Consider the following 14,256-nt stretch of genomic DNA (forward strand, 5'->3'; position numbering starts at 1 on the left):
GAAAACGCACTGCCGTGCGACGCGCGCCGTACGCGACGGCCGCCCCCTCGCGTACCGGAGAGGGCGGCCGGTCGTCTTCCGGCAATGTTTCCCGTGAAACCTCGGCCGAAAAGTCCGATTGTCAGCCGTGGGCGGTCGCCTTCGCGTACCGCGCCGAGACGTCGTCCCAGTTCACGAGGTCCCACAGCTTCTGGACGTAGTCGGGGCGGACGTTCTTGTACTGCAGGTAGTACGCGTGCTCCCAGGCGTCGAAGACCAGCAGCGGGGTGCTGCCCTGGCCGACGTTGCCGTGGTGGTCGTAGACCTGTTCGATGATCAGGCGCTTGCCCAGCGGCTCCCACGCCAGCACGCCCCAGCCCGAGCCCTGCACCGAGGCGGTGGCCGCGCTCAGTTGCTTCCGGAACGCCTCGAAGCCGCCCAGGTGCTCCTCGATGGCCTCGCCGAGGGCGCCGTCGGGGCGGTCGCCGCCGTCCGGGGAGAGGTTCTCCCAGAAGATCGTGTGCAGTACGTGCCCGGAGAGGTTGAAGGCGTAGGTCTTCTCCAGCCCGACCAGGTTGCCGAACTGCTCCTTGTCGCGCGCCTCGGCGAGCTGCTCCAGCGTGTCGTTGGCGCCCTTGACGTAGGCCGCGTGGTGCTTGGCGTGGTGCAGTTCGAGGATCTGCCCGGTGATCGCCGGCTCCAACGCCGCGTAGTCGTAGGGCAGATCAGGTAGCGCGTACGTGCTCATCAGGCGCTGCTCCTTTCGTGGGACATCCGTCCCGATCACCCTACGCGCTTATTGCACAGTACTTGCAACAACTTCTTGCGTGCATCAAGCTGGTTCCGTCGGGCGGGGTCCGGCGGTAGGCGATCGTCTTCCCGCCGGTGCGCTCCGGCTACCTGTGCGCCGGGCCCCGCCCGTCACGTGCCCGTTCCCTTCCGGTGCGATCTCCGGGCGCGATCTTCCGGTACGGGGCACGCAAGCGCTTGTCGGCACCTCCCCCATCTGCTTGACTCCGGCTGCCAGTGCCCCAACGCACCGGGGGAGGACCCCATGGAGTTCACCCGCAGACGCCTGCTGTCCACCCTGCCCGCCGCCGGCCTGCTGGCGGTCCTCCCGGCCCGTACGGGCTTCGCCGCCGGGACCGCCGCAGCCGCGGACCCCGCCCTCCTCCTCGCGAACACCCGCGCCGTCTTCGCCGGCGCCACCGAGACCAACGCCCGCCCCGAGGCCGCCGGCAAGGTCGCCGCCCTCCACGGCACCGCCCGCGCCAACCTCGCCGCGATGGCCGACACGGGCACCGCCACCGGCGAGTTGTTCGCCGGCGTCCCCCTCGGCACGAGCGACGTCAACCTCGCCACCTCGTACCGCATGCTCTACGAGATCGCCCTCGCCACCCGTGCCCCCGGCGGCGACCTCCACGGCGACACCGCCGCCCAGCGCCGCGCCGTCGAAGGGCTGGTGTGGCTGCACGAGCGCTACTACGGCGACCAGGCCCGGGGTTACTACGGCAACTGGCACAACTGGGAGATCGCGATCTCCACCCACGTCGGCAAGACCTTCGCGCTCCTCGCCGACGCCCCGGGCGCCGTCCCCGCCGGGCTGCTCACGACGTACGTCGCATCCATGGACGCGTACCTCCGCAACGGCAAGGACGGGGACGTCGATCTCGACTCCCGCTTCCACACAGGCGCCAACCTCGCCGACATCACCACCAACCGCATCATCCAGGGCGCCCTGCTCGCCGCCGCCCGGGAGCCCGGCGGCGAGGCGCGCATCGCCAAGGCGCTCGAAGACCAGCTCACCGTCTTCGCCACCATCGACCCGTACGACATCCGCCACGGCAACACCGACGGCTACTACGCCGACGGCTCGTTCATCCAGCACCACTCCGTCGCGTACACCGGCTCGTACGGGAAGGGGCTGCTCACGCGCGTCGTCCAGACGCTCAAGATCCTCGACGGCACCGGCTTCGCCAACACCGGCGCGCTCGTGCCCGTCGTGCAGCGCTGGGTGCGCGACGGCTTCGCGCCGCTGATCTTCGAGGGCTGGATGATGGAGATAGTCAAGGGCCGCGCCGTCGTCCGCACGACCTCCGGCTACACCGACGTCGCCGCCGTCGTCGAGGCCGTCGTCGACCTCGCCGACTACGCGGCCGGAGCCGAGGCCGCCGCGCTCAAGAGCTACGTCAAGCACATCCGCGCCACCTCGCGCGCCGCCCTCGACCCAGCCGGTTTCGTCTCCCCCGTCAGCGTGGTGCGCTACGCCGACATCGCCGGCGACGAGTCCCTCCCGCCCGCCGACCTCAACCCCGCCGCGCGCAGCGTCGCTTACAACGCCATGGACAAGCACGTCCACCGCCGCCCCGGCTTCGCGTTCGCGCTCGCGCGCAGCTCGGACCGCATCAGCAAGTACGAGTACATGAGCGGCGAGAACCTGATGCCCTGGTTCCAGGGCGACGGCGCGTACTACCTGTACCTCTCCGGGCAGGACCAGACGCGTGCGTACGGCGTCGACTACTACACGGTCGTCTCGCCCTACGGCCTCGCCGGCGCCACCGCGCCCGTCGAGCGGCGCGGCACCGTACCGGAGCTGTACGACGGCAAGCTCTGGTACGACAACCCCGGCCACCCGCTGAACTTCACCTCGTCCTCCGAGTCGCAGAACACCTACGTCTACTTCCCGCGCGGCACCAACCGCCACTCCGGCGGCGCCGTCCTCGGCGCGTACGGCACGTCCGCGATGGTGCAGTCCGACGACGTCGCGTACGCCGAACGCGAACGCCTCCCCGGCGACTTCGTCGTCTACCGCAACGCGACCGCCACCAAGTCGTGGTTCATGCTCGACGACGAGATCGTCGTCCTCGCCGCCGGCGTCGGCGACCCCGCCGGGCGCACGGTGACCACCACCGTCGACGCCCGCACCGCGGACCCCTCCGCCACCGTCACCGTCGCCGGCGCGCGCCCTGACGGCCGCGCCTGGGAGGGCCCCGGCACGGCCGAACTGAGCTGGCTGCGCTACGCGGACGCCGCGGAGGGCACCGCCGTCGGGTACGTCTTCCTGGACGCGCCCCGCGTACGGGTCGGGCTGGAGGACGTCACGCGCAGCCGCCGCGTCGTACGCACCGGCAACCCGGACACGGCGGTGACGCGCACCGTGTTCAGCGCCACCGTCGACCACGAGCCGCGGTACGGGCTCGCGCGCCTGGCGTACGCGCTGGTGCCGCACGCCTCCGCCGCGCAGTTGGACACGTACCGCCGCGGCGGCCCGCTCACCGTGACCGCCAACTCCCCGCGCCTCCAGGCGGTCCGCCACTCCGGCCTCCGCCTGACCGCCGCCAACGCCTTCACCGCGGGCCGCCACGACACCGCGGGACTGAGCATCGACGGGCCGGCCTCGGTGCTCGTACGGACCGGGGACGACGGGCGCGTGGAGGTGGCGGTGGCGGACCCGACGATGGACCGCGGCACGGTCACCGTGGTGCTGCGCGGGCGGCCGCTGCGGAAGGCCGCGGGCGACGACGGGGTCCGGGTCAGCCGGGTGGCCGGCGGGACGAAGCTGGTGGTGGACACGCATCACGCGTACGGCAGGAGCCTGACGGTGAGCCTGGAGGAGTAGGCGGCAGGTCGTCCGGTTCGGGGTCATGTGCACGACGGTCGGCGGGTCTACTCTGTGGTCACAGGGGCTCGGGCCGGTCGCGGCCGGCCGGACCGGGGGAGGACGAGTGTCCGAGTTGTTCTTACGTGGCCTGAGCCGGTGGCAGGCGGACACGCAGCGCGAGGCCGTGGCGGACGTCTACGTCGCGTCGTACAACGGCGCGGTCGGCGGGTCGGCGCCGGAGCGGGAGGGCTTCCTGCGCCGGCTCGAAGACCACGTGCAGCGGCCGGGGTTCGAGATGGTGCTTGCCGGGGGCGACCGCCCGGTGGGCTGCGCGTACGGGTTCCGGGCGGACCGCTCGGGCGCGTGGTGGCCGGACTTCCCCGAGGGGCCGCCGCTGGCGCTGGCGGAAGTCACCTCGTCGCCGCGGGCGTTCGTGGTGGCGGAGCTGATGGTGGTGCCGGACCAGCGGCGCCGGCACATCGCCACGCGGCTGCAGCAGCACCTGCTGGCCCGCTGGGCGCCGTCCCCCGCGGTGGCGCTGCTGCCGCAGGACAACGCGGCGGCGGGCGCGGCGTACCAGACCTGGGGCTGGACCAGAACGGGCAGCCTCCACCCGGTGCCGCCGACGCCGCCGCTGGACCTCTGGACGCACCGCCGCCCGCCGGGCTGACACTTGGGGCGGGGCCCAGGGCACGCGGATGCGGCCGGCGCCGGTGCCATGAGACGTGCCGCGGCTGCTGGTCCGCCGCGAGATGCTGGAGGACTACCGCCGCCGCGACGTGGGCCTGTGACGGCTCCCGGCGCTACTCCGGGGCGCCGCCGAAGCCGATCTCGTTGCCGTCCGGGTCGCGGTACACCGCCTTGCGCACGCCGTTGCCGTACGTCTCCCGCTGCACCGGCTCCAGCCCGCGCGCGGCTATCGCGGCCACCCGCTCGTCGAAGTCGCCGACGAAGACGGTGGTCAGTCCGTGCCCCGCGTGCTCCGGGCGGTGCTCGACGGCCAGGCAGCGGTGCTCCGCCAGCTCCCACACCACCTCCTCCGGGGACGCCACGAAGGTCGGCGGCGTCCCGAGCAGGCGCTCGTACCAGCTCAGCGCGGCCGGGAAGTCCCGTACGGAGATGCAGGCGAAAAGATCGACGCTCATGCCGGCCATCGTAGGGACCACCACTGACACCTCCACGGCCGTCCGGCCCCGGGCGGCCGCCGGCGCAGTGGTTGCCCGGCCCGGGCGGGCTTCCTACGCCGGCGGGATGAGCGACTCCGCGGGCCCGGACGGCACCGCGGGAGCCCGGGAACCGGACGGGGGCGGCCGGGAGCGGCCGTGGTGCGGGCGGTGAGCGCCGCGGGCCCGTCCGGCCGCGCGGACCGCCCGTGACACCCCCGTCTGCCGCGCGTCCCGCTCCGGCCGGCGGGCCCGCCGGGTTCGACCGCCGGCTGGTGCCGCCGATGGTCCTCGGCTCGATCCTCGACCCGATCAACTCCTCCATGCTCGACGGCGGGGCTGCACGACCTGGCCTGGCTGATGACCGGCGTGGCCGTGCTGAACCTCCTCGTCAGCCTCACCGACCGCTCCCTGGCCCGGATCGGCCGCGAGAGCTAGTCAACTCGTCTCCTTGTTTTTCACCTGAAAGAGGCGAATAAAGTGCGGGTGGGGCAGAAGTGGCTACGCTCAGTCGCGTGCCGGGTACTCACGCGGCCTCGCTGCCGCGACTCTGCCGCGCCGTGATCGCTCTTCTCGCGGGGCTGGCGATCGTCGTGCTGGCCCCGGTGTTCGCGTGCGTGGACGCCGGTACGCCGCATCACGAGGGCGGCGAGAGCCTGCGGGGGAGCACGCTCGCGGTGGCGCTGGCGCCGGTGGCGTACGCGGAGGTGACGCGGGCGCACGCGGCCCGCCACGGCGGCGAGCGGGCCGACCGTACGGCGGGCAGCCGTGTGGACGACGACCGTGCGGACGGGCGCGCCCAGAGCGCCGCCGCCGGTGTCCTCGCCCGCCACGTCGAGGACCACCTCGACGACCACGCCAGCCACGCCGACTGCAGCGAGCCGTGCTGCGAGCCCTCCGCCGCTCTCCCGCACGCCGTCGTACGGGACGATCCCGCCGGCTCCGCCGCCCACCCCGCCCCGGCCGTCCCCGCCCCCGTCCCCGGCGCGCTCCGGGAAGCCGGCGAGGCCCGCGCCGCGCCGCCGGCAGCCGCCGCTCTCCCCGCGCCCCGCCCCGGCGCCGCCCTCCTCCGCCTGGTCTGCGTCAGCCGTACGTGACGGCCCCGCGCATCCGCGCGCGCCCGGCACCCCCCCCACGTACGTACGCGAACACCCGGCCCGTACCCTCGCGGCCGCGGAAGGACCACCCATGCACTCCACTCTGCGCACCGTCTCCCCCGGCGACCTCCGCGGCTTCGCCGCCGACCACCGCCTCCCCGCCCCCGCCGACGGCGCCCGCAGCACCCCGGCGGGACTCGTCGGCAACACCCCCGTCCTGTGGATCGGCGAGCCCTTCAGCCCCGCCGGACACGGCTTCTGGGCCAAGCTGGAGGGCGCCAACCCCGGCGGGCTCAAGGACCGTTCCGCGCTGCACATGGTCGCCGCCGCCCGCCGCCGCGGCGAGCTGGCGCCCGGCGCGCCCGTCGTCGAGTCGACCAGCGGCACCCTGGGCCTCGGCCTCGCGCTCGCCGGGATCACCTTCGGCCACCCGGTGACCCTCGTGACCGACCCGGGTCTGGAGCCGCTGATGCGGCACCAACTGGCCGCGTACGGGGCGCGCGTCGAGGTCGTACGCGCCCCGCATCCCACCGGCGGCTGGCAGCAGGCCCGCCGCGACCGGGTCGCGGAACTGCTGGCCGCGCAGCCCGGCGCCTGGTGCCCTGACCAGTACCACAACCCCGACAACCCCGCCTCGTACGACGCCCTCGCCCTCGAACTCGCCGTCCAGCTCGGCCGCGTCGACGTCCTCGTCACCGCGGTCGGCACCGGCGGCCACTCGGCGGGCGTCGCCCGCGCGCTGCGGGCGTTCTCGCCGGGGATGCGCCTCGTCGGGGTGGACTCGGTGCGCTCCACGGTCTTCGGGCAGCCGGCGGGCGAGCGGCTGATGCGGGGGCTCGGCAGCAGCATCCACCCGCGCAACGTCGACCACGCGGCGTTCGACGAGTGCCACTGGGTCGCGGCGCACGAGGCGGTGTGGGCGGCCCGGCGGCTGGTGCGGCACCACTACGCGGGGGGCGGCTGGAGCGTCGGCGCGGTGGCGCTGGTCGCGGGGTGGCTGGCGCGTACGGAGGGGCCCTCGGTCCGTATCGCGGCCGTCTTCCCCGACGGCGTGCAGCGCTACTGGAACACCGTCTTCAGCGACGACCACTGCCGCGCGCACGACCTGCTCGACCGCCCGCCGGCCGCGGACCCCGACGAGATCGGGCACCCGGGGGAGCGGACCGTCGAGCGGTGGACGCGCTGCGCCAGTGTCACGGCGGTGCCGGCGGGGGTGCAGGCCCGATGAGGGACCTGGTGCGCGAGTTCCGCTCGTACGGCGGCGGGGTGCGGCTGCTGATGGTGCAGCAGTTCACCATCAACACCGCCTTCTACATGCTGATGCCCTACCTTGCCGCGCATCTCGCCGACGGGCTGGGCATGGCGGCCTGGGCCGTGGGCCTGGTCCTGGGCGTACGGAACTTCTCCCAGCAGGGCATGTTCCTGGTCGGCGGCACGCTGGCGGACCGGCTGGGCTGCAAGCGCATGATCGTCGCGGGGTGCGTGCTGCGGACGGCGGGGTTCGGGCTGCTGGGCTTCGTGCAGTCGCTGCCGGCGCTGGTCGTGGCGTCGGCGCTGACGGGGTTCGCCGGGGCGCTGTTCAACCCGGCGGTGCGGACGTACCTCGCGCAGGCCGTGGGCGAGAAGCGGCGCGTGGAAGCATTCGCGCTGTTCAACGTCTTCTATCAGACGGGGATGTTCGTCGGACCGCTCGTCGGACTGGCCCTGCTGGCCGCCGACTTCCGGCTGGTGTGCACGGTCGCGGCGCTGCTTTTCCTGGGGCTGACCGTGGTACAGGTGCTGGCGCTGCCCGAGGGGGACACGGTACGGGCCGAGCGCCCGGGGGCGCGCGGAGTGCTGGCCGACTGGCGCACGGTCGTCGCCAACCGCCCGTTCATGCTCTTCTCCGCCGCCATGATCGGCTCGTACGTCCTGTCCTTCCAGGTGTATCTGGCGCTCCCCCTCCAGGCACACCGGGCCTTCCCGGCCGCGGGTGACGGGGTGACCACTGCGCTCTTCGCCGTCTCGGCGGGCGTGGCGGCGGCGGGCCAACTGCGCGTCACGGGCTGGGCGAAGAAGCGCTGGGCGGCGCAGCGGGCCCTGGTGTACGGCATCGCCCTGATGGGCGTCGCCTTTCTGCCGCTCCTGCTCACCGGCTCCCCGCCGGGCGGCGGCGGGGCGGCGGCGGCCGCGGCGGCACTGACCCCGCTGCTGCTCGCCGCCGCCCTGCTGGCGCTGGGTACGGCCCTTGCGTACCCCTTCGAGATGGACACCGTGGTGTCCCTCTCAGGAGGCCGCCTCGTCGCCACGCACTACGGCCTCTACAACACGGTGTCCGGCCTCGGCATCACGCTGGGCAACCTGGCGACGGGCGCGCTGTGGGACGCCGCGGAGAGGTACCCGCGGCTGCCGTGGCTGGTGCTGACCGCGACGGGCGCGGCCTGCGCGGGTGCGCTGGCGGCGCTGGCCCGCGGCGGGCGGTTGCGCGCGGTGCGGCCGGAGCCGGAGCCGGCGTCTGCCTGACCCGGTGCCGGCCGGGGGCGCCGGCGTGAGCCGCACGGCGCGCGGGCGCCCCCTAACGGACGCTGACGAACACCGGGTTGGAGTAGAACCACAGGTCCTCCCACGGGCTCTCCAGCCCGTCGGCCACCGGCTCGGCCTCGTCCGTGCTCGTACCGCGTACGCGTGCGTACATGTCGCCGTCCACGTCCCGCAGGGTGTGCCGGATGACGTAGTCCCCGCCCTGGCGGCGCCAGTCGTTCGGGCCGAAGCGGGCGACGACCTTGGTGGTCGGGTTGGTGTCGGCGTCGCGGTCGGCGCTCGGGCCCGTGATGCTGCCGGTGATGAGGTCGACGCGGCGGACCTCGGGGCGGTCGCCGTTGCCGTTCTTGCCCTCCAGCGGGCGGAAGCGGATCTCGATCTCCACGTCCGTGCCGTTCCGGCCGCTGACGGTGAGCGTCTCGCCCATGGCGGCACTGCGGCCGCGGTTGCCGGCGGTCAGGTCGAGGGACGTGACGAGGTCGCCGGTGCCCACCCAGACGCGGCCGTTGCGCAGGCCGTCCATGACGTCCGCGTAGTCCTGCCGCGCCATGACGTACGTCTTGCTGTACTCGCCCGGCCAGAAGTCCGAGCCGCCGCGCGTCCAGTGCACGTGCGAGTCCGACGTGGCGGTGATCCACCAGCGCCGGCCCTCGCCCAGCAGCGCGTCCCACAGCCCGCCGAGGCGCGCGGTCATCTGGTCGAAGCCGCCGTACGTGGGGTGGTTGCCGTAGCCGCCGCGGGCGCCGCCGACGAGGGGGCCCGCCTGGTGACCGGGGGCGCCCTCGAAGCCGACGTAGACGTTCGGGGCGACGTCGTTGCCGTTGCGGAACTCGCGCGGGGTGTCCTGGCCGTAGACGCCGAGTCCCGGCGCGGACCGGGAGGCGTGGTGGGCGAGCACCAGCGGCTTGCGGTCCATGGTGTTCGCGGCCTTGAGGAACTCGATCATCTTGGCCTCGGTGTCGCGACCGGGGTCCGCGGGGAAGGGGTCGAGCTTGGCGAACCGGCGCTCCAGCTCGTACAACTGCTGTGCCTCGTCGCGGTGGTGCGGGATCATCAGCGTGTGGTGGTCCAGCGCGGGCGCGTCGAACTCCATCCCCCAGAACTGCAGGACCTCGGGCACGAGGACGCGCGAGCGCAGCAGGTCGGGGTAGGCCAGCTCCAGGTTGACCTTCGAGTGGGTCGGGCCGCCGTGGTCGGTGCACATCACCCAGGACAGGCCGAAGTGCTTGGCCATGATGGCATTGGTGACGATGGGGTACACCGCGTCGGCGCCCTTGTGGAACGTGGGCGGGTTGGTCGAGGTGTCGAACCGGCCGCTGTACTCGGAGTGCACGTGGTGGTCGCCGGCCCGCCAGGCGCGCCGCCCGTCGTTCCCGCGCCCGCCCTGGTCGTTCCCCTGCGCGTCCTCGGCGACCGCCTCGCCGCTCACGACGAGCGGGCTGGCCGCCGCGAGCGTCGCCCCCACGCCGGCGTACCGGACGAGGCGGCGCCGCGAGATCCCCGCGCGCTCGGGGCCTTCGTCGCCTTCGATGTGTCCGTCGTTCATGATGCGGGCCTCTCCTTCGCGTTGTGGGGGGCGACCAGCGAGTTTCGACGGCGCAACGGAACGGGGCGTGAACGGCGGTGCCGGGGGCGGAAAACAACAGATCACACGGGGAGCGCCGGGCGCTGCGTGCGCTTGTGGGGGTGGTGCGCCGCTACCGCCGTCGTACGGGCCGCGCGGGGCCTCAGGCCGCCGCCCCCTCCGGTCCGGCCCGTACGCCCGTCAGCCGCCTCTCCAGCGGCCGTATCGCCGCGCTCGCGACCAGTGCCAGGCAGCCGACCGCCACCCACGGCAGCACCCGCTCCACGCTGTACAGGAGCCCGAAGAGGCCCGGCGTGACCATGTCCGCCGTCGCGAACGAGTACTGGAACGCCGCCAGATACGTGCCCCGCGCCCCCTCCGGCGCCGCGTCCGCGGAGAGCGCGTTGGAGGCCGGCCCGTGCAGCATCTCCGCGGCCGCCCAGAGCAGCATCACCAGCGCCAGATAGCAGTCGAGTGCAACGTTGTAACCCCGTCGTCCGGCGAAGTCAATACGCTGTGCCGCGCCCGGCTAGCGTGTGCCGTATGGGAGTCATGGACGCGCTCGACCGCTTCAACCGGCGCCATCCCTGGAGCCACAACGACCACTACGGCCCGTGGATCGCCCGGCGGGTCGCCGGGGCGGGGGCGCGGGACGTGCTGGACGTCGGGTGCGGGGCGGGGAATCTGGTGGCGCTGCTGCGGCGGCACGCGGGTGCCGTGACCGGGCTGGAACCCGATGCCGGGCTTGCCGCCGTCGCGGCCCGGCGGTTCGCCGGCGATCCGGCGGTCACCGTCGTACGGACCGACTTCGCCGGCCGCGAACCGGGGCGGCGCTGGGACGCCGTCACGCTCGTCGCCGTACTGCACCACATGCCGCTGGTGCCCACGCTGCGCGAGCTGCGCGACTGCCTCGCGCCGGGCGGGCGGCTCGTCGTCGTCGGGTGCTACCGCGAGGCCGGCGCCGCCGACCTCGTCGCCGCCCTGCCGGCGGCGGTCGCGAACCCGCTCGTCGGGCTGGCCAAGCACCCGGCCCGCGCGGAGGCCGTACCCGTCCACATGACCGCGCCCACCGCAGAGCCCGGGGAGACCCTGGCCCAGATCCGGGCCGCCGCGGCGGCGGAGCTGCCGGGCGCACGGATACGCCGCCGCCTGTTCTGGCGCTACAGCCTCGTCTACGACGCCCCGGCCTGACGCCCGGCCCGTGCCCCGGTGCCCCGGCCTGACCGGCCGCCTACTCCGTCCACCCCGCCGTCGCCGCCGCGCGCTCCTCCCACTGCCGTACGCCGGGACCGCCCGGCTCCCACCGCTCGCAGAAGCCCCGCATCTCCGCGCACTTCGCGAGTACGAGCGGAGCCTGCCCGCCGGCCGGCAACTCCTGGTCCGGCACGCCCGCCACCTGGCCCACCCTTCCGCCCGGGCACCGGCCCGGCGCCCGCGCGGCGATATTCGCTTGCGTGTCCGGTCGCAGAGCCGCATCGTGTGTACGGTGAGTGACGACGAAGCACCCCAGCGGTGGACCGAGGCCAGCGTCTACCCCGACATGTGGGCAGACCCCGACAAGGACCCCCGCAACAACGACTTCAGTCCCGACGGCGAGTTGGCCACGCTGCAGGACTTCCTGGTCAACTACCGGCTCACGCTGCAGTTGAAGTGCGAGGGGCTGTCCGCCGAGCAGTTGGCGCGCCGATCCGTGCCGCCGTCGACCATGTCGCTGCTCGGGCTCATACGCCACCTCGCCGAGGTGGAGCGGGACTGGCGCAACTGGGTCGTGCCGGAGAACCCCGCCCCCAAGATCTACGGCGAGCGCGACGCCGACTTCCACGGCGCCGCCGCCGACCAGGCGCTCGTCGACGCGGCCTTCGCCGACCTCGCCCGCGAGCAGGCGGAGTGCGACGCGGTGCTGGCCGCGTACACCGACCTGGGCGCCCGGCTGCCCAAGGACGACACGTCGGTGCGCGAGCTGTGGGTGCACCGGGTGGAGGAGTACGCGCGGCACTGCGGCCACGCGGACCTGCTGCGCGAGTGCGTCGACGGCCGGGTGGGGCAGTAGCGGCGCACAGTAACTGAAGGGGCGTACCGAGGCGAGGCAACCCGGCGCTGACCTCATCGCGTTCGACGAGTGTGCGACGTGAAGTGGGGACCGGATGGCAGGCGCAGGATGCTGAGACGGGGCGCGGCCCAGCCGCCGGGATTCGAGGAGTTCGTGGCGGCCCGCGGGCCGCGGCTGCTCCGCGTGGCCTGGCTGCTCACCGGGGACGCCCAGCTCGCCGAGGACCTGCTGCAGACCGTGCTGGCCAAGGTGTGGCCGAAGTGGGAGCAGATAGCCGACGGCAGCCCCGAGGCGTACGTCCGTACCGCCATGGTGCACACCAACATCTCCTGGTGGCGCCGCCACTGGTGGGGCGAGGTGCCGCACGGCGAGCTGCCCGACACGGCAGCCACCGCCGACGCCTTCGCGCAGGTGGACCTGGAGCAGTCGCTCGCCGCCGCGATACGGCGCCTGCCCCCGCGGCAGCGCGCGGTGGTCGTCCTGCGCTACTTCGAGGACCTGAGCGTCCAGGACACCGCGGCGACCCTCGGCTGCGCGACGGGCACCGTCAAGAGCCAGTCCGCCAAGGCGCTGCGCACGCTGCGCGGCCTGCTGCCCGAGGCCGAGCTGGTGGAGGGCGGTGAGTCCGGTGGCCGGGAACGCGGCTGAGACGGCGGGGCCGGGCGAGCCGGCCGCGTCGGTGGAACTCCTGGAGTCCGCCGAGGAGGAGCGCGCGTTGCGCGCACTGCTGGAGCGCGCCGTTCCGCGGCCCGCCGCGCCCGCCGAGCGGATGGAGCGGATACGGGGACGGGCGCTGCGGCGCCGCCGCCGGCGGCACGCGGTGTGGGGTGCGACGGCGACGGTCGCGGCCGTGGGCGTACTCCTGCCCCAAGCGCTCCCCGCCACCGACACGCCGCCCCGCCCCGGGTCTCCCGCCGCGGGCGCCGGGACGCCGGCACAGCGGGACGCCGAGACGCGGCTGGCGGAGCTGTCCGACCTCACGCTGAAGGTGCCCGCGGGCTGGAGCAGCCGCACGGTGCGTACGGACTCGCCGAAGGGGGAGTACGTCGGCTACGTCGCGAGCCTGTCCCTCAGCCCCTCCCCCGAGCCCTGCCCCACCGGCGCGGACGGCACCTGCACCACCCCGCCGCGCGAACTGCCCCGCCGCGGCACGCTGATCACGCTGCAACTGCTCTACGGGCCGAAGGAACCCGACCCCGGCCTGCGGACCCGCGAAGTGGGCAAGGCGTGCGTCGTCGCGGGCGGCACCGAGGAGCTGTGGGCCGTCCGCAGCCCGGCGGGCGCGGCGGAGGGAGTCCAGGTCCTGGCCACGGTCTGCCTCGCCACCCCGGCGAACGGAGACGTCGCCGAGGCCAGCACCGTCCTCGGCTCGATGCGCTTCGACCCCGCGGGACAACCCCGTCAACCGGAGCGGACCGACCGCTGATGCTGCCCCGACGCCGGATGCTGTACGCGGTCGGACTCCCCCTGCTCGCGGCGGCGGGTTGCACGGACGCGGCCTCGCCCCGTACGGACGACGCGCCGCCGCCCGCCCCCGCGCCGACGCCGACCCGCTCGCCTGTCACGGCAGCTCCCGCCCGACTGCCGCGGGACATACCGGGGCTGGGGCCGCGCATCCGCGCCCGGGTCCCCGCCGGCGCGCAGCAGGCCCTCGTCGTCACCGGCACCAGCCGCCGTTCGTCCGACTCCGGCGCCGTACTCTACGAACGCGGCCCCGACGGCTGGCGTGCCGGACCCGCCTGGTCCGCCCACAACGCCCTCCGCGGCTGGACCCACCACCACACCGCCGGCGATCTCCGCACCCCGGCCGGCGTCTACGGCCTCACCGACGCCGGCGGCCTGGACCCCGACCCCGGCACGAGGCTCCCGTACGACCACGGCCCCGCCTTCACCGCCACGGGCCGCGGCTACGAGGGCGAACCCCTCGCCGGCTCCTTCGACTACGTCGTGGCGATCAACTACAACCGCAAACCCGGCACCACCCCGCTCGACTGGACCCGACCCCTGGGCGACGGCCGCGGCGGCGGCATCTGGGTCCACGTCGACCACGGCGGCCCGACGAGCGGCTGCGTATCGCTGGCCAAACCCCACATGCGCACCCTGCTGCGCAGCCTGGACCCGCGGAAGCACCCGGTGGCGGTGATGGGCCCGGAGAACTGGCTCGCCCGCTGACGCAGGTGCCGCCGCCTGACCGGGCCGCCGTGCTTTCCACCGCCGCCGTCGCCGTCGCCGCCGTCCCGGACTCCGCTGTCAGTGACCCGCGTTACTCTTCGGAGTCGTAC

The 14,256-nt window shown here is 74.2% G+C and carries 15 protein-coding genes; 10 read left to right on the plus strand and 5 right to left on the minus strand.

The features are described 5' to 3' along the window. Positions 1-121: 121 nt before the first annotated feature. Positions 122-727: a superoxide dismutase gene (locus CXR04_RS19605; RefSeq protein ID WP_101423660.1), complete on the minus strand. Its 606-nt coding sequence runs from the start codon at positions 725-727 to the stop codon at positions 122-124. A 306-nt stretch (positions 728-1,033) separates the two neighbouring features. Here CXR04_RS19605 and CXR04_RS19610 point away from each other — a divergent pair, with 306 nt between their 5' ends. Further along, the gene (locus CXR04_RS19610; RefSeq protein ID WP_101423661.1) at positions 1,034-3,598 is read left to right on the plus strand and encodes a polysaccharide lyase family 8 super-sandwich domain-containing protein; all 2,565 of its coding nucleotides are present in this window, start codon (positions 1,034-1,036) and stop codon (positions 3,596-3,598) included. Positions 3,599-3,704: 106 nt separating this feature from the next. Continuing rightward, positions 3,705-4,250: a hypothetical protein gene (locus CXR04_RS19615; protein WP_234380334.1), complete on the plus strand. Its 546-nt coding sequence runs from the start codon at positions 3,705-3,707 to the stop codon at positions 4,248-4,250. Between the two features lie 133 nt (positions 4,251-4,383). Here the strand turns inward: CXR04_RS19615 and CXR04_RS19620 are convergent, their stop codons facing one another. Beyond that, on the minus strand, positions 4,384-4,725 hold the full coding sequence (locus CXR04_RS19620; RefSeq protein ID WP_101426480.1) for a VOC family protein: 342 nt from the start codon (positions 4,723-4,725) through the stop codon (positions 4,384-4,386). Between the two features lie 533 nt (positions 4,726-5,258). On the opposite strand from CXR04_RS19620, the gene CXR04_RS36485 reads away from it, so the two are divergent. The 3 genes from CXR04_RS36485 (at position 5,259) to CXR04_RS19640 (ending at position 8,342) form a co-directional block, all read left to right on the plus strand. Beyond that, positions 5,259-5,840 carry a hypothetical protein gene (locus tag CXR04_RS36485; RefSeq protein ID WP_101423663.1) on the plus strand — a complete coding sequence of 194 codons (582 nt, stop codon included), beginning with the start codon at positions 5,259-5,261 and terminating at the stop codon, positions 5,838-5,840. A gap of 91 nt (positions 5,841-5,931) precedes the next feature. After that, positions 5,932-7,068 (plus strand): PLP-dependent cysteine synthase family protein, encoded by a 1,137-nt coding sequence (locus CXR04_RS19635; protein ID WP_101423664.1) that lies wholly within the window; start codon positions 5,932-5,934, stop codon positions 7,066-7,068. After that, positions 7,065-8,342 carry an MFS transporter gene (locus CXR04_RS19640; RefSeq protein WP_101426481.1) on the plus strand — a complete coding sequence of 426 codons (1,278 nt, stop codon included), beginning with the start codon at positions 7,065-7,067 and terminating at the stop codon, positions 8,340-8,342. Before CXR04_RS19635 ends, CXR04_RS19640 begins: the two co-directional genes overlap by 4 nt. A 52-nt stretch (positions 8,343-8,394) precedes the next feature. On the opposite strand, the gene CXR04_RS19645 is transcribed toward CXR04_RS19640, so the two are convergent. After that, positions 8,395-9,906, minus strand: a complete 1,512-nt coding sequence (locus tag CXR04_RS19645; RefSeq protein WP_101423665.1) for a phosphoesterase — start codon at positions 9,904-9,906, stop codon at positions 8,395-8,397. A 181-nt stretch (positions 9,907-10,087) separates the two neighbouring features. After that, complete coding sequence (locus CXR04_RS19650; RefSeq protein WP_234380335.1) at positions 10,088-10,378, minus strand: hypothetical protein; 291 nt, start codon at positions 10,376-10,378, stop codon at positions 10,088-10,090. A gap of 89 nt (positions 10,379-10,467) precedes the next feature. On the opposite strand from CXR04_RS19650, the gene CXR04_RS19655 reads away from it, so the two are divergent. Beyond that, complete coding sequence (locus CXR04_RS19655) at positions 10,468-11,115, plus strand: class I SAM-dependent methyltransferase (RefSeq protein WP_101423666.1); 648 nt, start codon at positions 10,468-10,470, stop codon at positions 11,113-11,115. Positions 11,116-11,155: 40 nt separating this feature from the next. Here CXR04_RS19655 and CXR04_RS34895 read toward each other — a convergent pair whose 3' ends face one another. Then, positions 11,156-11,320 (minus strand): hypothetical protein, encoded by a 165-nt coding sequence (locus CXR04_RS34895; protein ID WP_159072352.1) that lies wholly within the window; start codon positions 11,318-11,320, stop codon positions 11,156-11,158. Between the two features lie 90 nt (positions 11,321-11,410). Here CXR04_RS34895 and CXR04_RS19660 point away from each other — a divergent pair, with 90 nt between their 5' ends. The 4 genes from CXR04_RS19660 (at position 11,411) to CXR04_RS19675 (ending at position 14,146) form a co-directional block, all read left to right on the plus strand. Beyond that, positions 11,411-11,974, plus strand: coding sequence for a DinB family protein (locus tag CXR04_RS19660; RefSeq protein WP_101423667.1), 564 nt, complete (start codon positions 11,411-11,413; stop codon positions 11,972-11,974). Positions 11,975-12,082: 108 nt separating this feature from the next. Continuing rightward, on the plus strand, positions 12,083-12,622 hold the full coding sequence (locus CXR04_RS19665) for a SigE family RNA polymerase sigma factor (protein WP_101423668.1): 540 nt from the start codon (positions 12,083-12,085) through the stop codon (positions 12,620-12,622). Next, positions 12,603-13,400 carry a hypothetical protein gene (locus CXR04_RS19670; RefSeq protein WP_101423669.1) on the plus strand — a complete coding sequence of 266 codons (798 nt, stop codon included), beginning with the start codon at positions 12,603-12,605 and terminating at the stop codon, positions 13,398-13,400. Before CXR04_RS19665 ends, CXR04_RS19670 begins: the two co-directional genes overlap by 20 nt. After that, positions 13,400-14,146, plus strand: a complete 747-nt coding sequence (locus CXR04_RS19675; protein WP_101423670.1) for a L,D-transpeptidase family protein — start codon at positions 13,400-13,402, stop codon at positions 14,144-14,146. Before CXR04_RS19670 ends, CXR04_RS19675 begins: the two co-directional genes overlap by 1 nt. The last annotated feature ends 110 nt before the right edge of the window (positions 14,147-14,256 follow it).

Source organism: Streptomyces sp. CMB-StM0423 (genome assembly GCF_002847285.1).
Classification (GTDB): domain Bacteria; phylum Actinomycetota; class Actinomycetes; order Streptomycetales; family Streptomycetaceae; genus Streptomyces.

Coding starts and splice junctions, on each gene's coding strand:
- CXR04_RS19605 (WP_101423660.1), bottom strand. CDS start 727: ATGAGCACGTACGCGCTACCTGATCTGCCCTACGACTACGCGGCGTTG.
- CXR04_RS19610 (WP_101423661.1), top strand. CDS start 1,034: ATGGAGTTCACCCGCAGACGCCTGCTGTCCACCCTGCCCGCCGCCGGC.
- CXR04_RS19620 (WP_101426480.1), bottom strand. CDS start 4,725: ATGAGCGTCGATCTTTTCGCCTGCATCTCCGTACGGGACTTCCCGGCC.
- CXR04_RS19635 (WP_101423664.1), top strand. CDS start 5,932: ATGCACTCCACTCTGCGCACCGTCTCCCCCGGCGACCTCCGCGGCTTC.
- CXR04_RS19640 (WP_101426481.1), top strand. CDS start 7,065: ATGAGGGACCTGGTGCGCGAGTTCCGCTCGTACGGCGGCGGGGTGCGG.
- CXR04_RS19645 (WP_101423665.1), bottom strand. CDS start 9,906: ATGAACGACGGACACATCGAAGGCGACGAAGGCCCCGAGCGCGCGGGG.
- CXR04_RS19655 (WP_101423666.1), top strand. CDS start 10,468: ATGGGAGTCATGGACGCGCTCGACCGCTTCAACCGGCGCCATCCCTGG.
- CXR04_RS19665 (WP_101423668.1), top strand. CDS start 12,083: ATGCTGAGACGGGGCGCGGCCCAGCCGCCGGGATTCGAGGAGTTCGTG.
- CXR04_RS19675 (WP_101423670.1), top strand. CDS start 13,400: ATGCTGCCCCGACGCCGGATGCTGTACGCGGTCGGACTCCCCCTGCTC.